Consider the following 21,571-nt stretch of genomic DNA (forward strand, 5'->3'; position numbering starts at 1 on the left):
AAAATTTCATTCTTAATTCGGGAGAACCCGCCGATATGACTTCATTCATTGCCGCCACTCGCGCCACCACTACCTGCTGCATCGTAGGCGGAGGTCCCGCCGGCCTGATGCTTGGCTATTTACTGGCGCTAAAGGGCGTTAAGGTGACCGTGCTTGAAAAACATGGTGATTTTCTTCGCGATTTCCGTGGTGATACGATCCATCCTTCCACGCTGGAAATTATTTGGCAGCTTGGCTTTCTCGACGAATTCTTAAAGCTCCCACACCAGCGTGCCGAAAAGCTCTATGGAGAAATTGCAGGTAAAGAGTCAACCATTGCCGACTTCACCCGCTTGCCTACGCAGTGCAAGTTTATCGCCTTCATGCCGCAGTGGGATTTTCTCAATTTTATCAGCGCCAAGGCACGGCAATTGCCTAACTTTACCCTGCAGCAAAATGCCTGCGTGGATGACCTGATTGAGCGTGATGGCAAAGTGACCGGTGTTAAGGTGACAACGCCGGAAGGTACAGTTGAGATTAACGCAGAACTGGTGGTCGGTTGCGACGGTCGTCGCTCGATAGTGCGCGAAAAAGCCGCTCTCGAGGTGATGAATTTTGGTGCCCCGCGTGATGTCCTGTGGCTCAGAGTGGCAAAGCTAGACTGTGACCCTGAATGGTCAACCGGCCATCGTGGCCCACGCAAAGGGTTTATTATGATTGACCGCGGTGATTATTGGCAGTGTGGCTATTCGATACCTAAAGGCAGCTTTGATGACCTGCAACGCCAAGGTCTGGCGACTTTTATTGCCAGCGTAGCCGAGATTTCGCCCTTTGATTCGCAGAGACTCGGTACAGACATTACTGACTGGAGTCAGGTTAAGCTGTTGCAGACTCGCATCGACCGCCTGAAACAGTGGGCTAAACCTGGGTTGCTGTGCATCGGTGATTCTGCACATGCCATGTCACCGATTGGCGGAGTGGGTGTCAATCTGGCGATTCAGGACGCGGTAGCCACCGCCAATATTGTGGCCCCCAAATTGCTGACAGGCACCCTGACGCTCGGTGATTTAAAACGCGTGCAGCGACGTCGTACCTTTCCAACTTGGGCGACCCAGTCGCTGCAAATCATGATAAGCAAGGCCGGTCAAAAGCCGCGCCGTAAAGCGCCGTCGGGCATGGAGCTGTGGCTACGGCAGCGGGCATTTATCCCGTTTCTGTTTGGAAGGCTGATTGGCATCGGCTTTTTTAAGGAAAAATTCAAAATTTAGCCGCTTCCAAAAATCACTTCATTATCCGTAACTGGACCCGATCATTATAAAACCGGCGATAGGCAAGGTATCCGGCAATGATTGTTGATAGGCTTGCCGTCGCCAACAGCATAAATGTGACCATTATCTGATACTTAATGGCTTTGACGGGATCAATACCGGCAAAAATAAGCCCTGACATCATGCCAGGAAGGCTGACCAGCCCCACCGTTTTGGCCGCATCAACGGTTGGGATCATGGCTGAACGGATGCTATCACGAATAATTAGCCCCGAGGCCAGTTTGCTGCCCGCACCAAGGCTCAACATTTCGAGAATTTTTTGCTGATTATCGGCGAAACGCTGATTAAGATTGCTGTAACACAGACCCACGGCAACCATGGCGTTACCCGCGATCATTCCTGAAATCGGGATCACCTGCATCGGTAAAAATTCGATAGACCCAGACAGAATAAGCACCGACAGAGTCAGCGATGTACCTACGGTGATAGCGATAAACGAGATAATAAAACCGTTATCGATATTACGACTGCGTTTTTTTGCATTCAATGCTGCATTGACGCAGATAAATAGCACCATTAATACCGTGAGCCAGTCGTTATTGAGTTCGAAAATGTACTTGAGCACGTAGCCAACCACGATAAGCTGGACTACCGCCCTCGCCACGCTCCAGATGATGTCTTTTTCCAGCCCGAGCTTCTCTTTTTTACTGACCAGCAGCGCCACTACCACCAGCACTAGGGCCAATGCGAGAGATTCATTGGTAATATTATGCTGATTCATGGTCACTCTCTGCCGCTGTGTCATGTGCCAGCGTAATAACCCGCTTGGCATGGCTTATTTCGTTGGTGTCGTGAGTCACCCAAATTACCGCCAACTGCTGCTCGTTAACCAGTTCGGCAACAATTGCGTTTACGGTTTGCTTGTTCTCTTCATCCAAAGCGCTGGTTATTTCGTCAAGTAACAACACCTTGGGTAAAAACTGTAGATTGCGCAGCAGTGAAATGCGCTGTTTCTCGCCGCCTGATAGTTCCTGGACGTTTTTATTTAGCATCTCCGGCGATAAGTTGACGCGCTTAAGCCAGTGAGTCATCCGAGATTTATCAATTTTTTCACCTCGAATTTGATAGGGCAAAGCCAGGTTATCCAACACTGTTTGACCGAACAGCACCGGCGTTTGAAAACAGTAAGAAACCTGCTGGCGATAGCTTTCTGCCTTGATCTCATTAATGTTTTTACCTTCAAACCACACCGTGCCGCCGGTTGGGCTTTGCAGAGAGGCGACAATTTTCAGCAGCGTGCTTTTGCCACTGCCGGAAGGCCCAGTCAACAAAGTGAACTCGCCAGGATTGAGTTCTAAAGAAGTGGGCCGCAACAAAACCTGCTGATTCAGGCTGAAGCTCAAGTCCTGCAAACGCAGTAAAATTTCTGTGGAGGACATATAAGACTCGTTATCAATAATTTGCGTGCGATCTTAACGCATTTTTATAATCGAGTGCTATTGGATATCGCGATGGGTGTGGATGTTCGTAGGAGTACTGAATGTTTGAAGATTGTAGTCGCTGCTCCCCCATCCCAGCCTTCCCCCGCTGAAAAGAGCGAGGGAAGGGGCTAAACCCGGAAAGCGAAAATATATGACCCAAGACCCAAGACCTAATTCCTAATTCCTAATTCCTAATTCCTAATTCCTAATTCCTAATTCCTAATTCCTAATATCAAATTCCCAATACACAGGACAAAAGACACTAACGACTAACGACAAGCTGTGAAATTTAATCTACGAGTTATGAGAGTTAATATGTGAGATTCAAGCCCTCAGGGTCGCGGGTTCCTTAAGGCTGCGTGCCTTCACGTCCTTGGATCGGTCTGGGCCGACGCCCCGTAAGCGCGGCGCATGCCCTTGGCCTTAAAGACATTGAAAAATATTTTACGATAGAAGACTCATCCCCAATAACGTCGTGACCAACGCCTTGCCTTGGAAGACGAACGCCACGGCGTCATGACATATTCCATCAAAATAACCAGCAGAAAACTTACCACGCCTAGCAGGGCTAAAAAGGCAATCGCCGAGAATGTGCCCGCCGTGTTTAACCGCGAGTTGGCTTGCAGTAAATAGGCCCCCAAACCACCGCTGGTGGAAGCAGTCCACTCGCCAATGACCGCGCCGGTAACGCTGAACGTTGCCGAAAGCTTAAGTGCAGAAAACAGCGGCGTATAAGTTGCAGGGAGTTTAACGTAACGGAAAATACTCCAGCGAGAACCGCCCATCGACTTCACCAGATTGAGCATGTCTTTATCCACCGAATTGAGGCCATCAAGCACGTTCACCACCACAGGGAAGAAAACGACCAATCCAACAATCACTAACTTGGGAGCCAGCCCAAACCCCAGCCAAATGGTCAACGCCGCCGCAATCGCAATCACCGGCACCGCCTGACTGGCAATCAAAATGGGGTAAAGAATACTGCGGACCCACGGCGTGGCATCCATCAACACCGCAAAGATAAATCCGGCTCCTGCCCCCAATATGAAGCCCATCAAAAAGGTGACAAACGTAATGCGAAAGCCCTGTAGCAGCACCGGTAAATCGGAAAGTATGTGATCCCAAGTCTGCTCCGGTGATGGCAACACATAGGCCGGAATATGATAAATTCGTACCGAAACGTCCCACACCAACAGCACCAGAATTAACGCCGCCAGCGGCCCGCCTAAAGGTAACAGCAATTTACGCACAAGAGTTGTGCTGTAAGTATCAGTCATGGGCTAAGGGTTCCTGTTGGTTTTCGCTAGCGTTTTCAGTAAAGACTAAATCCAGAATCTGTCTTTTTAACGCAGTGAATTCAGGACTCGTCAGGCAAGAAAGCGGCCGCGGTCGAGGAATATCCACGGTCAAAATTTCACGAATTCGACCAGGACGAGGCGACATCACCACCACACGATCGGCCAGGTAAACCGCCTCGTCAATATCGTGGGTGACAAAAATGACGGTACGCTTTTGCTCGGCCCAAACGGTCAACAACCACTGCTGCATCGAGAGACGGGTTTGCGAATCCAGCGCGCCAAACGGTTCGTCGAGCAGCATGATTTCATGCTGCATTGCCAGCGTTCGCATTAGCGCTACCCGCTGACGCATACCGCCAGACAGCGCCGCAGGATAGTGATTAATAAACTCACCCAGACCGTAGCGCTGCGCCAGAGATACGCCTGCCGCTCGCTGCTCCCTGCTCGCACCGCCTTTGAGGATTGCGCCGAGCACAATATTGTCGATAACCGTCATCCACGGCAACAGCAGGTCTTTCTGTAACATGTAACCCACGTGACCGCTGTGACCGGTAACATCTTCATTATCAATCAGTATCTTGCCAGAATCCGGCGTTAGTACGCCGGAAATAAGGTTAAAAAGCGTACTTTTACCACATCCGGAGGGCCCGACTACGCAAACAAACTCTCCTTCCTGTACGTCTAAATCAGTAGCGGCCAGCGCGGTCATCGTTCCAAAACGACGTGTCACCTGTTGCAGCGATAACTTCGGGTGTGTCATATCGCACTCTCTCCTTCACGTCACAAAATTTCGCAGCCTTCGCGCCCAAACCACACGAGATCTTCCACTTTTACCGCCACCTCACCGCGTTGAGCAAAGGGCTCAATTGCCCACGCACCCCACATTGGCGAATTGTTGCCCGCGTCTATAAATCCGTGAGTGTAAGCGGCACCTGCCGTGAGCGAATGGCCGATATTCCCAAGCAAATCCAGCAAAATAAAACCTTCCTGTGTCAGTCGCTGATGCGAAAGCCCAAACAGCTCGCTGGCCGGCATGCCTGGGCGGCACAGAGCCAATGTTTCGTCGTGAATACGCTCAAGATCTTTCAGCGCCTGTTCTGCTGCGGGATAATCGCCAATGACCGCACAGCGGGTACAATCCCCCCATGAGCCGTCGGCGGTTATCGGATGCACGTCTACCATTAATACGTCCCTTTCACCCGCTCGCTGCTCACCCGGCCCCTGAGTAGGAAAACACACTCGCGTATTTTCACCCAGTCCGACATTGGTAATGGTCCATATCCCCTGCGCGCCCTGCTCAAGCAGGAAGTCATGCACTCTTTGTTCCACCTCAATTTCACTGATACCGCGGCGCGCGACCTGCACACCGGCCAGCGCCGCCGCCTTGGCCATACGCTGAGCGGCGCGCAGGCCTTCGGGGGCAGCAAAGCTAATATCAGGCCCGGGGCGATAAGGCCAAGCCGGTTTCATGCTCGAAGGCGTACTCATCGCGCCCCCTTAAGGAAGGTATTGATTGGTAAAGTATTGACTCGCAGGCAGCGGCGCTTTCACAATGCCTTCGGCTTTAATTGCGGTTAGCAGGCTTTGCCAAATAGCGCCGTCGAGTGCTAAAGACTTGCTGTCGGCCGGTGAAAGCAGGGGAACGGTATCGGCCCACTGCTGTTTGATATAAACCGGATCGTAAGCTTTGCTGTAGGCGGTGGCAAAGGCCTGTACGCCTTCATACGGATGGTCCACCGCGTAGGCGATACTTTTCAGCGTGGCGCGCATAAAACCCTTCGCCAGCTCAGGGTTCGCCTTAAGCCAGTCCTGATTACCGGCCAGCATAAAGATAGGCGTATTCGGCACGCCGTGGGCAATAGCGGGCAAAAACTCCGGCTTCTGCTTACCGGTGGTGGTCATTTCTGTCCCTTCGGCATTAGTAATACCTGTAATAACATCGACGCGCTTTTGCAGCAGCAGCGGCACAGTATCGTCGGCGGCAGTCACCATCTGTACGTCATCGAGCGTTAAACCGGCGCTTTTTAGCATCAACGCCAACTGCGCCTTGGTCCAAGCATCGTTATAAATCCCGACACTTTTCCCCTTCAATTGCGCAACAGTATAAGGTTTACCCTGCTCGCTGATAATGCCCCAGTTGTTTTCTTTACCGTAGCGACCAATCGCTTCAACTGGTGCCCCCTGCTCTTTGGCGAAAATAATATCCATAACCGTGGTGAATGCAACGTTGGCACGTCCGGTGCCGAGAAACTTCATGGTATCTGCCACCGTGGGCGGCGACACGATGTCAAGGTCGATCCCTTCCTGCGCATAGAAACCTTTCTCTTTACCCAGGATCCAGGGGATCCAGAATCCGTCGGCGACTGGCCACTCCTGAATAAACGTCACCTTGGTCAGCGACGCTGCAGAAGCCGTGGCGATTCCTCCCACCGCCGGCAGCAAAGTACTGAGCAATGTTGCTCCGGCCAAAACGGTCCCAGCTAAAAATGTACGTCTCTTCATGTTCATTTCTCCGGCAGTTTTAGAGGAAAAATTAGTCAACCCTACAGCATATTGAGGCGCGACAAGATTTTATGTCAATCAATTTGTTGAGTATTTTTCAGCTTGAAATTTAAACCGATTGATGAGCATTATATTTAGTAAACCGGTTTAATTTTTAAGGCAAATTCTAGATTATCCAGGAGTCTACATCATGGTTTCAAAACGTAACGAAGCTCCGATTACCGTAGCCTGCATTCAGATGGAGCCTATTTTTGGTGAAACGGCGCGCAACGTTGCAACCAGCGTGTCGATGATTGAACAGGCAGCGGCCAAAGGCGCTAATTTGCTGGTGCTGCCCGAACTGTGTAATACCGGCTACGTTTTTTCGTCACGCGACGAGGCTTTTACCCTCGCGGAAAATATTCCCGATGGTCACTCTTCCCGTGCATGGATTGCCTGCGCGGCGCGGCTGAAGATTTATCTGGTCGCCGGGATCACTGAGCGTGATGGCGAGAGCCTGTATAATTCGGCGGTTATCATCGGACCAGAAGGATACATTGGCCGCTATCGCAAGGTGCATTTGTGGGGTGACGAAGCGCTGTTCTTTGAACCGGGTAATCTCGGCTTTCCGGTGTTTAAGACGCGCATTGGGACAATTGGCTGCCAGATTTGCTATGACTGCTGGTTCCCGGAAAGCTTCAGGATGGCTGCTTTACAGGGCGCTGAAATTGTCTGCGTGCCGACCAACTGGGTGCCTATTCCTGGTCAGGATGCCAGTCGTGAAGCAATGGCCAATATTTTGGTCATGGCAGCCTCACACAGCAATTCGATTTTTATCGCCGCTGCCAACAGAGTCGGTATAGAAAGAGAACAGCCGTTTATCGGACAAAGTATAATAACCAGTTATACCGGCTGGCCGGTCGCTGGTCCTGCTAGTGAGGCTAATGCCGAAATAGTCGTGGCAACGGTTAACTTGGCCGATGCTAAACGTCACCGTAACTGGAACGATTTTAATCAGGTGTTAAAAGACCGGCGGCCGGAAGTGTACAATTTTTCGACGTTAAACAATGCGTCAATAGGATAAACATCCGTTAAATTATAATTCAGCGAGAAGTTACATTTTTTCACTGAATTATAATTCATCTCATCGCCGACGAATTAAAATACCAACACTTGAGTCTCCCCACCCGCGTCCAAATAAAAATACAATATATCTAGCACTCAAGAATGCAATCCTTTATTATCCTCGCAGTAACATTCAAAAACTCTCTACTTATTAAATGAAGAACAACCATTATAGAGCACATAAACAATGGACCTATTGAGGTTTTTATCTGGATGGAAAGAATCTTCTTTTGAAACTTATAAACAAGCTTACACGCTCTGGGGAGGAAACACCGTTAGCAATCCAGAAATACTCAATTTTCTACATCAGCGCTTTGACCTCCATGAACGATTTTATATTAAAAGAAATAAAAAAGAAGAGCTAATTGGTGGCGTTTGCGTGTGGAATAATACTTATATTGCAGGTGACCCCGCGATAGTTCATTCTAAAAATATCGATCGTTACCCGCTGAGTTTCGATGAAATCATACTGCCGATTAAACCTGACACCAGAGTGATATTGCCCTTTCATAGCAAATTTTTGTCGCAGATTAACAGTCAGTCAGTGCGTAACTGTAGTCACCTACTTGATGCTCGCCGTAAAATTTGCATTGTTCGTTCTGTCAGTGCCAAGACCCGGAGTTCGCGCAACAGAGACCTTAAAAAGTTTATCAACGCCGGTGGCAGCATCCACGACACCAGTGAATACAGCATTGAAAGTCTCTTCTCACACTATCAGCAGCTGTTCTATCAACGACGAGGCGTACGCGTTAACACGGATTGTTTACAAGAGTTAATGGGTGAAATTGATGGGCTGAAGTTTGGCAAGATTCTGGCGATGTGTGATGAACCCTGCGCTATACAGCTAATGCTACGTACCCAGGACAATCAAAGGGTTTATTTGGATGGGATCAACACAGGAATGATTATGCAGTATCCGCACCTCTCGATAGGTACACTTGCGGCATGGGTTAATATTTGTGCCGGTATTGCCTACGGTAAATCAGTAAACAAAAATGTCAGAATCTCATTTGGCAGACCCACCGCAGAGTATAAAGACTACTGGTGCAAACAAGAAAATTTATATCGCTGCTTCAGCTTTTAAAATTTTTATAGCCGGTGAATAACAACTTCACTACCCAATCAATGAGATCCCTCATTAGATTGCAGAAATAACACACCAGAGGATAAGTAAAAAAAATCAAAGCGAAGAATAAATCAGCCCTACTTCAGTAATAATATTGAACGAACCGCAATCCACGCCGTGCATGTATATAAAAATAAAATACGAATCTAACAATCATTGCGGTATCGATTATAAAAAATGATTAATTAGCGTCAATCTCGGATTTAACTCTATCAAACTTCCCCGCTTTCATATTATTCCCCGTCATAAAAACCAGCATAAGTTTGGCGGAGTTAAAACCGATATGGAATCTAGATTAAAGATAAATAAAAATATTAAGGTTCTAAACTTTTTTAAGCTCTAAGGAGCAGCGTCTCAATATTCCTTAAATCATCCACGTCTTCTAGCATTAGCGTATCACGCCATAAGGTTTCAGCCTGCGCTACGCTCACTGTCCGCGTTGCCAGCGACATAAATTTGTCGCGCAACTGCTTATCGCTGACCGGATTAGCCGGAGCACCGAGGGCGATATCCACTTTGTGGGTCGACCGCGTGCCGCTTTTAGTTATTAACGTAACCTCTGGCTCTCCGTCTGCGCTGAAGGTCGGGTCAACCAGCAAACTCACCCTAGAAATTGCTGCCAGCAACCTTGGGTCGCTGCGTTGCTCGTCCCCGTAGGCATCCAGACCCGCATGTCCATAAACCAGCCGTGCAGCCACTGCATACTTGATGCTCATCTGTGCCGCAGCCAACGTGCTTATCTTTTCATCACCGCACATCTCCTGCAAGAAAGGTGACAGCGTCACCTGAATCTGTTCCACGTCTTCGGCTACAGTGTGCATTTTCTCTAATAAAATACCCGTAGCATCAATCGCCGCATGCGTGCCGCGACAGGAAGCATAGGGTTTTATTGAGCAGCGCATCAGCTTCCATACCTGTCCCAACTCGGTAACCAGCGCCTGTTGATTGGCACTCGCCGGAGCCAACGTTTTAAGAAAGCCGCCCCAGTGGTCTTCAAACAGTTCGGCAGGACCCGTTATGCCAGCCTGTGCGCTCAACGCCGCCAGTACACCACCTTCGGCTGCGCGGCCGGCGTGAAGTTTTTTACTTTGAGAGCCGTCGTGAATAAACGCCCACAGTCCTCCACTCAAACTGCCCGCGATGCCCAGAGCAGAGGAAATTTGTGCGCTGTTCAGGCCTAATAACTTTGCCACTGCCGCTGCCGCCCCGAATACGCCGCAGGTTGAAGTTGAGTGCCAGCCTGTGCCGTTGTGAGCTGAATAACCGCCGCAGGCTTCCAGTACGCGGCGCGCCACGTCATAGCCCAGCACCACCGCGGTGATAAACTCTTTCCCATTGACCGGCTTTTTGCACAGCGGCAATACTGCCATCATGGCCGGGATCACCACTGCACCGGAGTGGTCACAGCCGCCGGTGTCATCGAGTTCTAGCGCGTGGCTGGCAATACCGTTTAGTAACGCAGCATTTCGGGCCGAGGTTTTCTCTGCCCGTCCCCACAGCGTGGCAAGCGGTAAACACCCTTCGCTTAAAATAAACTGCGTGACGTCCCGCGCAACTTCACTCGTAGCGCCGACCAGTCCCGCCCCCAGTGTATCAATGATGTGTCGCTTAGCGCGCGCGACCAGTTCGGCGGGTAAATCATCAAAACAGGTGTCGTTAACAAACGCCACCAGCGTTGACTGTACGTCAAGTATTTCACTCATGGCTGAACTCCATTTTCGGTGTGCTGCTGCCAGACTTGTGCCGGATGCGAGGCGTCATTCTGTGGCTGTGTCTGCCGCCACCAGTCGGCTATTTCACCCGCTGTCGCTACCCACACGTCGGGATGTGAAGTGATATAGTCGAACAGCTCGGCCAGCAGGCCAATGCGCCCCGCCGTGCCGATGACTTCAGGGTGCAAGCGCAGCACATAGCACAGGCCAAAGCGATAAAAACCGTCGAAATCCATCTTCATATTGCCCAGCGTGTGGCTGTAGGAGGCAATTCGTGACTGCGCCGGAGGCACTGCCGGACTGAGGTTGAATGCAAAATAGGGCTCGTCTTCCAGCTCATAATGCATCGGCAGCTCAACCAGTTTTGAAGGTAAACCGTCGCGCATCGGCTGAAAATAAGGCACATCGTCCCCGCGCCACGAAGAACTCCAGTCGATCCCCTCTTCGCTAAGCGCATCGGCAAAACCGGGCGCCCAATTGCCGGAAGGAACGCGGAAGCCACGCGGCTTTTCACCGGTCTGCGCCTTAAGAGCAGCCTGTCCGCGTTTGAGGCTCGAGATTTGCTGCTCCAACGACAAATTATCGAATTGGGCAAACTCATAGCCACAGGTTGCCAGTTCATGACCAGCGCGCGCGATGTGCATAATTTTGTCCGAGTGTTCATCGGCCACCGCACCCGGCACGCACCAACTGCTGCGCAGATTTTTTTCAGCCAGCAGCGCCAATAGCCGGTCAATGCCCCGCAGGGTGCCGTAGCGCCAAACTGACAGCGTTTTCTCGCGCCCCGCCACGGCAGGCACTTGGCTTAGAATGCCCTGTATGTCATTAAAATCGACAGTAATGACCACCGCGCAGCGCTTGCCCTGCGGCCATTTATCCTGCGTAGTTGCGTGATTATTTGACATCGAAGTGCTCCTGTAGCCACCAGTGGGCAACCTCTTGGCAGCGTGCGAACCACACGTCATCGCGGCTGCGCAGGTGGGCAAAGAATAGGTCGAGCAGCATGATACGGCCCGGTTTACCCGTAATTTTTGGGTGAAATAAAGTGGTCAGACTCAGCCCCTCGTTCATTGCCCCGTCAAACTCACGGCACCAGTTATCCAGTGTCAGTTCATAGCTGGCGGTGCGGTCCAGACCCGAGGGAAAGTTGGGTTCACGGGTATAGGCGATGGAGGCATAATCGTCCATTTCCCAACGGCCAGGAATTTCCACCAGCGGTTTTTCATAGCCAGGAACCTGAATCAGATACGGCCTGTCGTCACCGCGCATGCTGCTTGAGTAGGTCACACCGGCCTCAATCAACATCGCCGGTGTATCCTGATGCCAGTCCCCGGAGGGCGTGCGAAATCCCTGGGCGCGAATGCCGAGAAATTTCCAGAAAATATCGCGGGATTTCTCCATGACCCAACGCTGTTTTTCTGCGTCAATCGCATAAAAGGACTCATGACGATATCCGTGGTACGCGACTTCATGACCACGCTCGACGATAGCCTGACACTGCTTGGGCCAATTCTCTACCACCCAGGCCGGCACAAAAAATGTCGCCGGTAACTGATAGTCATCCAGCAGGTCCAGCAGTCGCGCTAGCGCCCGATAAGGCCCATAGCCGCCGAAGGTAAAATATTCAGGCTTGTGCCAAATAGAGCCGTTAAGCATGGCATCACCGGTGGGACCATCGAGGTCAAACGCCAGCGCCATACAGCCCCGTTTACCCTGCGGCCAAAGGCTGGCCGCGTTGGAAATCGTCATGAGTTATCCCGCTTTGATTAAATGCCGTTACTTGCCTTTGTTGATGGTCACTTCCTGAATGGCGCCGTCTTGCAGGCCCCATTTAGTCAGTATTTTCAGATAAGTACCGTCGGCTATCATGGCGGTTAACGCCCCTTTCACGCCGTCTATCAGCGCCGTATCGTCTTTGCTAATGCCAATCCCGGTCACCTGATAGGCGAAGGCTTTGCCAAGCGGTTTGTAGGTGTCTTTTTCAAGATTCATGATGTACGGCAGCGTTTCACTGCCCTGCACCACACCTTCGATACGGCCCTGACGCAGCTGAGTACGCGCATCGGCGGTGCCTTCCGCCCCCACGACGACGATGGCCGGTTTACCCGCTGGCACGCAGTTTGCCGTGCTCCACGCCGCAATTTCTGCCGGGAAGGTCGTGCGACGGCTGGTGCCGACTTTTTTACCGCACAGATCAAGCATGGTGTTGATGTCTTTGTGCGCCACGGTGGTGTAGAACTGCGGTCCACTGTTGTAATAGTCAACAAAGGTCGCAATATCCTGACGCGGTTTAGTGTCAGTCATCCCGGAGAGGATCATGTCCACGCGTTTGGTGGCGACGGCGTTCACCATCTGCTCAAAGCCGATTTCCTGCCAGGTGATTTTGCGGTCTAAACGCTTACCGATTTCCATACCCAAGTCATAGTCCATGCCGGTGAGTTTGTCGGTCGCTGGGTCTTTAAACTCCAACGGCGGATAGTTCGGCATCATCGCCACTTTAATCTCATCTTTCTGTTTTAAGGCTTCAGCGGCCGATGCGGACTGACTCAACACGACGCCGTTGAGCAATACACCCGCCGCGAGCAGCGATAACAGTGTTTTTTTCATTGATAGATTTCCCCTGTGTATATTTTTTAAATGAGAACGGCAGAAATAAAATTCTGAGTTCTTGGATTTTGTGGATTCAGCAAGACATCTTCAGGATTACCACTTTCTATAATTCCGCCTTCATCCATAAAGACCACGCGATTCGCCACCTCTCGTGCAAAACCAAGTTCATGGGTGACTACAATCATTGTCATACCTTCTGCCGCCAGGCCGCGCATCACCGCCAACACTTCACCCACCATCTCCGGGTCCAGCGCCGAGGTCGGCTCGTCAAACAGCATCAGTTTTGGCTTCATTGCCAGCGCCCGAGCAATGGCTACACGCTGCTGCTGGCCGCCCGAAAGCTCCATCGGATAGGCATCACGCTTGTGCGCCAGCCCCACTCTTTCAAGCAGTGCCATCGCCTCCTGCGTCGCCTCTTTCACCGGACGCAGCAATACTTGGCAAGGTCCTTCGATAATGTTTTCCAGTGCCGTTTTGTCGGGAAACAGGTTAAAGCGCTGGAACACCATGCCGGTTTTCAAACGCTGGCGGGCAATCTGCTTATCGTTGAGCGGATAAAGTTTTTTACCCTCCATGCGATATCCCACCAGCTCGTCATCGACCCAAATACCGCCGCTGTCGATGCGCTCCAACTGGTTAATGCAGCGCAGAAAGGTGCTCTTTCCCGAGCCGCTTGGCCCGATAACACACATCACTTCGCCGTGCTGCACCTCAAGATTGATATTTTTAAGCGCCTGAAAATCCCCAAAGTACTTATTGACGTTGGCGGCTTTAATAATGCTTTTCATTGCAGGCTTCTCCTCAGCTGTTGCGGCGGCGAGTGCCACGCCCAAAGTAACGTTCAAGACGGTTCTGGCCGAATGACAGCAACGTCACCACCACCAGGTACCAGATACCGGCCACAAACAGCAGTTCCATGACGCGGGCATTGGCGAAGTAAATGGTTTGTGCGTTGTAGAGCAGCTCGGAGTACTGGATCATGCTCGCCAGACTGGTGGTTTTAACCATGCTGATGAATTCATTACCAATAGGGGGAATAATCACCCGCATCGCCTGCGGCAGAATGATGCGCCGCAGGGCGTGTATGCGTGTCATACCAATAGACTTCGCCGCCTCATACTGGCCTAAATCGACTGAAATCAGTCCCGCGCGCACCACTTCAGAGGTGTAGGCCCCTTGATTGATGCTCAGCCCAAGCAGTGCGGCGGTAAATGGCGTCATAATGTCTACGGTCTGAAAGCTGAACAGTCCAGGGATGGCAATAGTCGGAAAAATCAGCGCCAGATTGAACCACAGCAGCAGTTGCAGAATCAGCGGCGTACCGCGAAAAATCCAGGTATAACCCACGGCCACGCTGCTCAGCACCGGGTTGCTCGACATGCGCATTACCGCGATAATCACGCCGAAGATCACCCCTAACGCCATCGCCAGAATCGACATTACGATGGTGTTACCCAAACCGGTCAGAATGGCCTTGGCGGTAAAGAACTGCCCGACAAAGCGCCACTCGATTTTGCCGTGGGCGAAGGCGTTAATCAGCAGCGCCAATAGCACCAGAATCACCACCGAGGCTACAATTCGGCCGTAGTAGCGCTGCGGAACGTATTGGAACTCACTCAGGTCGATGTCGGAACTTTTCGACTCTGCACCCTGCGGGCGTAAATTCGGCATTAGATGCTCCCAAGAAATTAAAGCGAGAGTCCGCGATACGAAGAGGCCCAGTCAGACTGCTGCTGGAGAACGATTTTCAGGCGCGCGATTTGTTCGGCTACGCGCAGCGGTGAGGTTCCGCCCCACCCACTGCGGGCATGAATTGCCGCCTCAAGGGTCAAGCAGTCGCGCACTTCTGGAAGCAGTCGGCTATCCACTTCCCGCAGTTGAGCGTCGCTCACCTGATGCAGTTCAAGGTTGTACTGCTCACACACCTGCACCAGTTTGCCGGTGATTTCGTGTGCTTCTTTAAACGGCACGCCGCGTCGCGAAAGCCAGTCGGCCACCTCAGTTGCCAGCGTGAAACCCTGTGGGGCGTGTTCGCGCAGGCGCTCTACGTTAACGACGAGGGTATCAATCATTCCGGCCATGGCAGGCAGCACCAGCAACAGTTGGTCAACGGTGTCGATTGCATTGCGTTTGTCTTCGATCAGGTCGCGATTGTAAGACAAAGGCAGCCCTTTCATGGTGGTCAGCATGGCGGTAACGTTGCCAATCAGACGGCCACTTTTGCCACGGGTGAGTTCGGCAATATCGGGGTTTTTCTTTTGCGGCATGATGGAGCTGCCAGTGGCGTATCCGTCATTCAATTCAACCCAACGGAATTGGCGCGAGGCCCATAGGCATACTTCTTCACAAATGCGCGAGAGATTAACGCTCAACATGCCGCCGGCAAACAAGAATTCGGCCACGTGATCGCGACTGGCAACGGCGTCAATCGAGTTTTCGCAGGCACCGTCATAGCCTAAGTCTGCCGCCGAAAGCTCAGGATGCATCGCAATGGCAGAACCCGCCATTGCCGCTGCACCAAGCGGTGAAAGCGCACAACGTTTATCCCAGTCCTGAAAACGTTGAACATCACGTACAAATGACTGGGCGTGAGCCATCAGCTGATGCCCGAAAACGATCGGTTGTGCCTGCTGAAGATGCGTAAAGCCGGGTGCCAAGGTGTTGATATGAAGCTCCGCCTGCTTCACCAACGCCTGCTGCAACTCAAGCAGTGCGGCGACAATTTTACGGCCGTTGTCGCGTAGATAAAGACGCAGATCATTGGCCGTTTGGTCATTACGTGAACGCCCGGCACGCAGTTTACCGCCCAACTCCCCCAGACGTTCAGTCAGCATACGTTCAATGAAAGTATGGACGTCTTCATCGTTTTCAATCGGTTGAACGTCACCGGCGCGATAATCCGCCGCTAACTGAGCAATGGCCGCCACCATCAGAGCGGTCTCTTGTGGGTCAAGCAGGCCCGCGCGCTGTAGTTCATAGGCGTGAGCACGACAGCCTTCAAGGTCATATTCGGCAAGCGCAAAATAGTAGTCAGGGCTGCGGGAAAGCGCACTCAGGGCCGGTGCGGGTCCCTGTTTAAAACGTGCACCCCAAAGACGATCTACGGGTTGGGACATCGATGACTCCTTTTTGTCTGGCTAGGGTGTTGGCATAAGTGTTGCAATGAAATACATGAGAAAGCAGTCAGGCGGCGGTATTTTCCAGCACCCGCCATGAGATTCACTGATAATGACAGGTCGGAAAATCTTTACCTCATTATTAAGTTCAACGGCCTTCCTGCTCTCGTAAATTATTAATTGAGACGTCTTGATTGATTTGATGTTGGCTTTATTTGCGGTGGGGGTAAATATTTTATATGGAAAGTCCACTTTCCAAATCAGGAAACACATCGCCCACTAAAATCGATGTAAACCAGCACGGTATTGGGGTTGCAGATTTAAAACTTTTACGTGTATTTAAAACCGTGGTGGAGGCCGGGGGATTTACGGCTGCCTGTAATGAATTAAATATTGGCTTGGCGGCGATCAGTAAACAAATTTCAGACCTCGAAGTTCGTTTTGGAATGAAACTGTGCACCCGAGGGCGAGAAGGTTTCTTTCTTACCGAGCATGGGAAAATTACCTATCAGGCCTGTCTGGATCTGTTTTCTTCCATCAGTCAATTTCGTGACAAGCTCAATAACGCCCGCCACGACATGTTCGGCGAGCTGAACATCGGCATTATCGACAATACCATAACCGATACAAAATCACCTATTATTCATGCCCTTAGCGAGATTCACCGTAAAGCACCCAAGGTCAGTGTCAGGCTGCACGCTACGCAGTTAGACGAAATTGAGCGCGGCGTTCTTGATGGCCGTTTTACCTGTGGCCTAGTGCCGGTATATCACGAAAAACCCGAGTTCGATTATTACTTTCTGTATGAGGAAATATCCCATCTTTACTGTGGTGATAAACACCCGCTGTATTCCATTGCATCGGGAAAAATAACTCAGCAGCAGATAAAATCAGCAGAAACTGTCAATCACTTCTACGCCAACCACAGCGAAAAAAATACTTACCTTGAATTTTCATCTTCAAATGCCATTGCGGTTCAGGTTGAGGCCGTCAGCATGCTTATTTTAAGCGGAAACTATATTGGCTTCTTACCAAAACATTATGCACTGCACCTTTTTGGGGGGGCAAAATTAAAACCATTAATGCCCGATGAAATAAACATTGCCACCCCATTCAGCCTGGTGGTAAAAAAAGGAAATGCGCTAAGCACGGTATTAACGCTGTTTCTTAATGCTTTACAAAATGAGGCGAAGAGTCAAACGCTGTCTGCGGCGGGCTAAATAATCATGGGTCAACGCTGCCCTGCGCAGCACCAAAAAGGTGCAAATCCTGACGGAGTCTGGTGCAGCTCTCAAAATGCCAGTCGGCCGCATTAACATTCTTCTCTAAATTCATTTATGAATGTATAACATCAATGACTTCCACTGCTTACAATCTAAACGCTTCGCGAGGGAAATATGACTCTGTCCACTGGTTCTGTGTTGTTAGGTAAAAACAAAAACGCGACGAAATCCAACATCGCTTTGGCATGCTGTCTGATCATATTCAGCGCGGCGGCGACGGCGGCTCAACCGGAGGCAGGAACTTTCAAGATGGGCATCGAGCCTTGGCTGGGTTACGGCCAGTGGCACGTCGCCAGTCAGGAAGGGATTTTTAAAAAACAGGGACTGGAACACGTTGATATTATTAATTTTGCCGAGGATAAAGACATCAATGCTGCACTAGCAAGCGGTAAAATAGACGGTGCAAACATCGCCACGCACACCGCTATGGCGATGGTTTCGGCCGGTTTACCGATAAAAGTCGTGCTGCTTCTCGACCAAAGTGAAACCGCCGACGCCCTGTTGGTGGGTAAAGATATCACCGCATTGCAGCAGTTGAAGGGCAAACAGGTAGCCTATGAAGAAGGCACCACCAGTGACATTTTGCTGCACAGCGCCATCGCCTCAGCCGGCATGAAGTGGAGTGACATTATTCCCGTGCCGATGCCAGCTGACTCTGCAGGCAGTGCGCTTATCGCCAAGCGCGTACCCGCCGCCGTTACCTATGAGCCCTATATCAGCGCAGCCAAAAAGCAGGACCCTTCCCTGACAATGCTCTACAGCGGCTCGTCCGATCCGGGCCTGATCGGCGATGTTTTAGTGGTGCGCGACTCGGTGATTAAAGACAAACCCGGCCAGGTTGCCGCACTGATTAAAAGTTGGGACGCCGCACTCACGCACTATCAGGCCAACACACAGGCAGACCGCGCTGTCATCGCCAAAGCTGTTGGCGCGTCGCCTGCCGACCTCGAAACCGCCTTTGACGGCGTTAAATATTATTCACTGGCCGAAAACAAAAAAGTGTTAAGCCACAGCTTCGCCGACCAGACCTTTGTTCACGTGCTCAAAGCCGCCACCGCAGCGGGTTTAATCCCTAAACCGGTCACCACCGCTCAAGTGATCGACGCCTCCTTCGTCAACGGGCTTTAAAAGTGTTAAGCAAAAAACGTAAACCCCTTAATTTACTGGTGATAGGACGCCTGCCGTCGCGCAGGCTTTTCGTGGGCATCGCCACCCTGCTGTTTGCCTTGCTGCTGCTCGCTTGGTGGCTTACCACCCGCAGCGGCGCGGTTCCGGCCATATTCTTGCCCAGGCTTAGTGACGTGTGGCTAAAAATGGTCAGCCTGGCGCAGGACGGCACGCTGTGGGATGACCTCAAAAGCAGTCTTTACCGAATCAGCGTGGCGTTTATTATTTCATCGCTGATGTCGATAATCATCGGCGTGCTGGCCGGATGTTATGGTTTTTTCAAAGCGATAACCGAACCGTTGGTCGATTTTATTCGCTATATGCCGGTGGTGGCCTTTGTGCCGTTAACCATTCTTTGGACCGGTACCGATGACGTGCAAAAGTTTCTAATCATCTGGATTGGCACCTTCTTTCAGCAGGTTTTAATGGTGATTGACGCAGTAAAACGCGTGCCAATTGACTTCATTGGGCTAGGCCGCACGCTGGGGATGCCCGACCGAAAAATCTTGTTCAAAATTGTGCTGCCCAGCGCTCTGCCTGGCATTTGGGACGCACTGCGTATCAGCCTCGGCTGGGCGTGGACCTGGCTGGTGCTGGCCGAGCTGGTCGCGTCAACCTCAGGTCTGGGCTATCGCATCGTGGTTTCACAGCGCTTCTTCCAGACCGATACCATCATCGGCTACATCCTTTTGCTGGGTATTCTCGGGTTAATCAGCGACCAGATTATGCGCGGCGCCGAGCGCATTTTATTCCGTTACAACAAGAGGCGCAGCTGATGGCAACGTTAAGCATTCGTAATTTGCATAAAAGCTTTCAGCAGGGGAAGCAGACGCGTGAAGTACTGCACAATATCTCGCTCGAGATTGCCGATAACGAGTTTGTATCAATAGTTGGCACCTCAGGCTGTGGCAAAAGTACCCTGCTGTCGATTGCCGCCGGGCTTGAAGATTACGACAGCGGCGTGGTGGCGGTTGACGGCAATACCATCACCGGCGCGGGCATCGATCGCGGCGTGGTGTTTCAATCTTACACCCTGCTTCCCTGGTTAACCGTGCGGCAAAATATTGAGTTTGCCCTTAAGGCAGCCCACTACAGCCGAGCAGAGTGTCGTAAAATTGCCGATGAGCACATCGAGCTGGTGCAGTTGACGCCGTTTGCCGACGCCTGGCCAAGTGAACTTTCCGGGGGCATGAAGCAGCGGGTGGCCATTGCACGGGCGCTTTCTTATCGGCCCAAAATTTTACTGATGGACGAGCCTTTCGGCGCGCTCGACGCCATGACGCGCCATCAGATGCAGGAGTTGCTCACCCGTATTTGGGAGCAGCACCGGCTAACCGTGATGTTTGTCACCCACGATATTGAAGAGGCGGTGTATCTCTCTGACCGAATAGTGGTCATGGGTCCAGGCACCATTCAAACCACCTTTGACGTGCCGCTGCCTAGACCACGCCATGAAGATATGATGGTCAGCAACGCGTTTCTCCTCCTGCAACGCCAGGTTTTACACAGTATTCGCGGTGGGCAACCTCGCCCCGCCGCCTCACCTTTACGCGGAGTTTGAATATGTCGGCAACCGTAGAACACAACGTCTCTTTTCATGATCTTAGCAACAGCGATACCTTGCCCGAAGCCCTGTTTAAACGCACTGAATCTGACCTGTCATTTTTTATCGAACGCGTTGCGCCGATTATTGAAGCCGTTCGCACTCAAGGTGACGCCGCACTGTTGAATTTTGCCAGAGATTTTGACGGCGTAACCGATGAGCAAATGAGCATTCTGGCCGAAGACACCGAATTCGCCACCGCCTTTGAACGCCTTGACCCGCAGGTGATTGACTCAATCCGCTTCGCCGCTGAAAACATTCGCGCGTTTCACGAGGCGCAAAAGCCTGAAGAAATGTGGATGAAAGAGATCCGCCCCGGCGCGTTTGCCGGCGACAGACACGTGCCAATCGACTCAGTGGCCTGCTATGTGCCACGCGGTAAAGGCTCATTTCCCAGCGTATTCCTAATGACCACGATCCCGGCCTTGGTGGCTGGCGTTCCACGCTGCGTAGTCATAACCCCTCCGGGTCCCGACGGAAAAGTCGACGACGCCACGTTGGTGGCCGCACGGCTGGTTGGCATCACTGAAATTTACAAATGCGGCGGCGCTCAGGGAGTCGCGGCGGTGGCCTATGGCACCGAAACCGTTCCTAAATGCCTTAAAATCGTCGGACCCGGCAGCCCGTGGGTTGTGGCGGCGAAACGTCAGCTTTCTGGTCTGATTGACCCGGGCGTGCCCGCAGGTCCCAGCGAAAGCCTGATTTTGGCGGACGACAGCACAAACGGCGCGCTGGCGGCACTCGACCTGATTATTGAATCTGAACACGGCCCAGACTCATCGGCTTATCTGGTGACCAGCAGCCGTCGCGTAGCGGAAGAAGCCATAAAAGCCTTACCGGATTATTGGGCGTCTATCGATGAAAAACGCGCCGGTTTCTCACGATCGGTGCTGTGCGGCACTCACGGCGGCGTGGTGCTCACCAAAGATTTCGCCACCGCCGTAGACTTTGTAAACCGTTACGCCCCTGAGCACCTCGAAATTTTGGCTGAGGAACCGATGGCGGTGATGGGGAAAATTCGCAATGCCGGAGAAATCCTGCTCGGCCACTATACCCCGATCACGCTGGGTAACTTTGTGCTCGGCCCCAATGCGGTACTGCCCACTAACGGCGCGGCGCGGGTTGCCGGTCCACTTTCGGTATTTGACTACATGAAGCGAATTTCGGTGGGTTACGTGACCCGAGAGGGTTATGACCTGCTGGCTGAAAAAGCCCACGCTTTTGCGCTGTATGAAGGTTTCCCAGGCCACGCGTTAGCAGTTTCTGACCTACGCCACCGGCTGTTGGATAAAAAATCAGGAAAAAACTCAGCAAATTAAGGT

General features: G+C 51.7%; 21 protein-coding genes. 8 read left to right on the forward strand and 13 right to left on the reverse strand.

The window, feature by feature from the left end; all coding sequences use genetic code 11:
- The first annotated feature begins 35 nt into the window (after nt 1–35).
- Nucleotides 36–1,247: an FAD-dependent oxidoreductase gene (locus BS639_RS07995; RefSeq protein WP_084982764.1), complete on the forward strand. Its 1,212-nt coding sequence runs from the start codon at nt 36–38 to the stop codon at nt 1,245–1,247.
- Between the two features lie 13 nt (nt 1,248–1,260).
- Here the strand turns inward: BS639_RS07995 and fetB are convergent, their stop codons facing one another.
- The 6 genes from fetB to BS639_RS08025 all read right to left on the reverse strand — a co-directional run bounded on the left by fetB (nt 1,261) and on the right by BS639_RS08025 (nt 6,528).
- Nucleotides 1,261–2,028: an iron efflux ABC transporter permease subunit FetB gene (gene fetB / locus BS639_RS08000; protein WP_055779614.1), complete on the reverse strand. Its 768-nt coding sequence runs from the start codon at nt 2,026–2,028 to the stop codon at nt 1,261–1,263.
- Entirely contained in the window at nt 2,015–2,686 is a 672-nt protein-coding gene (gene fetA, locus BS639_RS08005) for an iron efflux ABC transporter ATP-binding subunit FetA (protein WP_084982765.1), read from the reverse strand. Before fetA ends, fetB begins: the two co-directional genes overlap by 14 nt.
- Before the next feature lie 500 nt (nt 2,687–3,186).
- Nucleotides 3,187–4,005: an ABC transporter permease gene (locus tag BS639_RS08010; RefSeq protein ID WP_084982766.1), complete on the reverse strand. Its 819-nt coding sequence runs from the start codon at nt 4,003–4,005 to the stop codon at nt 3,187–3,189.
- Entirely contained in the window at nt 3,998–4,786 is a 789-nt protein-coding gene (locus BS639_RS08015; protein ID WP_084982767.1) for an ABC transporter ATP-binding protein, read from the reverse strand. Before BS639_RS08015 ends, BS639_RS08010 begins: the two co-directional genes overlap by 8 nt.
- A 20-nt stretch (nt 4,787–4,806) precedes the next feature.
- Complete coding sequence (locus BS639_RS08020) at nt 4,807–5,514, reverse strand: M24 family metallopeptidase (protein ID WP_084982768.1); 708 nt, start codon at nt 5,512–5,514, stop codon at nt 4,807–4,809.
- A gap of 9 nt (nt 5,515–5,523) precedes the next feature.
- Nucleotides 5,524–6,528, reverse strand: a complete 1,005-nt coding sequence (locus BS639_RS08025) for an ABC transporter substrate-binding protein (protein WP_084982769.1) — start codon at nt 6,526–6,528, stop codon at nt 5,524–5,526.
- A 190-nt stretch (nt 6,529–6,718) separates the two neighbouring features.
- Here BS639_RS08025 and BS639_RS08030 point away from each other — a divergent pair, with 190 nt between their 5' ends.
- Entirely contained in the window at nt 6,719–7,591 is an 873-nt protein-coding gene (locus tag BS639_RS08030; RefSeq protein ID WP_084982770.1) for a nitrilase family protein, read from the forward strand.
- Between the two features lie 228 nt (nt 7,592–7,819).
- Nucleotides 7,820–8,716 (forward strand): GNAT family protein, encoded by an 897-nt coding sequence (locus BS639_RS08035; protein WP_084982771.1) that lies wholly within the window; start codon nt 7,820–7,822, stop codon nt 8,714–8,716.
- 374 nt (nt 8,717–9,090) lie between these two features.
- Here BS639_RS08035 and BS639_RS08040 read toward each other — a convergent pair whose 3' ends face one another.
- From BS639_RS08040 to argH, 7 genes are read right to left on the reverse strand one after another with little or no spacing between them, the layout of a single operon-like run.
- Complete coding sequence (locus tag BS639_RS08040; protein ID WP_084982772.1) at nt 9,091–10,461, reverse strand: MmgE/PrpD family protein; 1,371 nt, start codon at nt 10,459–10,461, stop codon at nt 9,091–9,093.
- A complete protein-coding gene (locus BS639_RS08045) occupies nt 10,458–11,375 on the reverse strand; it encodes a polysaccharide deacetylase family protein (protein WP_055779640.1) in 918 nt (305 codons plus the stop codon). Before BS639_RS08045 ends, BS639_RS08040 begins: the two co-directional genes overlap by 4 nt.
- Nucleotides 11,365–12,219 (reverse strand): polysaccharide deacetylase family protein, encoded by an 855-nt coding sequence (locus BS639_RS08050; RefSeq protein WP_084982773.1) that lies wholly within the window; start codon nt 12,217–12,219, stop codon nt 11,365–11,367. The genes BS639_RS08045 and BS639_RS08050 overlap by 11 nt, the downstream gene beginning before the upstream one ends.
- A 27-nt stretch (nt 12,220–12,246) precedes the next feature.
- A complete protein-coding gene (locus BS639_RS08055) occupies nt 12,247–13,077 on the reverse strand; it encodes an ABC transporter substrate-binding protein (RefSeq protein ID WP_084982774.1) in 831 nt (276 codons plus the stop codon).
- A gap of 26 nt (nt 13,078–13,103) precedes the next feature.
- The gene (locus BS639_RS08060) at nt 13,104–13,868 is read right to left on the reverse strand and encodes an amino acid ABC transporter ATP-binding protein (protein WP_055779659.1); all 765 of its coding nucleotides are present in this window, start codon (nt 13,866–13,868) and stop codon (nt 13,104–13,106) included.
- 13 nt (nt 13,869–13,881) lie between these two features.
- Nucleotides 13,882–14,751 (reverse strand): amino acid ABC transporter permease, encoded by an 870-nt coding sequence (locus BS639_RS08065; RefSeq protein ID WP_055779662.1) that lies wholly within the window; start codon nt 14,749–14,751, stop codon nt 13,882–13,884.
- 17 nt (nt 14,752–14,768) lie between these two features.
- Complete coding sequence (gene argH / locus BS639_RS08070) at nt 14,769–16,196, reverse strand: argininosuccinate lyase (protein ID WP_084982775.1); 1,428 nt, start codon at nt 16,194–16,196, stop codon at nt 14,769–14,771.
- Nucleotides 16,197–16,435: 239 nt separating this feature from the next.
- Between argH and BS639_RS08075 the strand changes: the two genes are divergently transcribed.
- The 5 genes from BS639_RS08075 to hisD all read left to right on the forward strand — a co-directional run bounded on the left by BS639_RS08075 (nt 16,436) and on the right by hisD (nt 21,568).
- On the forward strand, nt 16,436–17,416 hold the full coding sequence (locus BS639_RS08075; protein WP_084982776.1) for a LysR family transcriptional regulator: 981 nt from the start codon (nt 16,436–16,438) through the stop codon (nt 17,414–17,416).
- 177 nt (nt 17,417–17,593) lie between these two features.
- Nucleotides 17,594–18,607 (forward strand): ABC transporter substrate-binding protein, encoded by a 1,014-nt coding sequence (locus tag BS639_RS08080; protein WP_084982777.1) that lies wholly within the window; start codon nt 17,594–17,596, stop codon nt 18,605–18,607.
- A gap of 2 nt (nt 18,608–18,609) precedes the next feature.
- Complete coding sequence (locus BS639_RS08085; RefSeq protein WP_084982778.1) at nt 18,610–19,422, forward strand: ABC transporter permease; 813 nt, start codon at nt 18,610–18,612, stop codon at nt 19,420–19,422.
- Nucleotides 19,422–20,207, forward strand: a complete 786-nt coding sequence (locus BS639_RS08090; RefSeq protein WP_084982779.1) for an ABC transporter ATP-binding protein — start codon at nt 19,422–19,424, stop codon at nt 20,205–20,207. Before BS639_RS08085 ends, BS639_RS08090 begins: the two co-directional genes overlap by 1 nt.
- A gap of 2 nt (nt 20,208–20,209) precedes the next feature.
- Nucleotides 20,210–21,568: a histidinol dehydrogenase gene (gene hisD, locus BS639_RS08095; RefSeq protein WP_084982780.1), complete on the forward strand. Its 1,359-nt coding sequence runs from the start codon at nt 20,210–20,212 to the stop codon at nt 21,566–21,568.
- Nucleotides 21,569–21,571: the final 3 nt, after the last annotated feature.

The organism is Rouxiella silvae, assembly GCF_002093625.1.
GTDB lineage: Bacteria > Pseudomonadota > Gammaproteobacteria > Enterobacterales > Enterobacteriaceae > Rouxiella > Rouxiella silvae.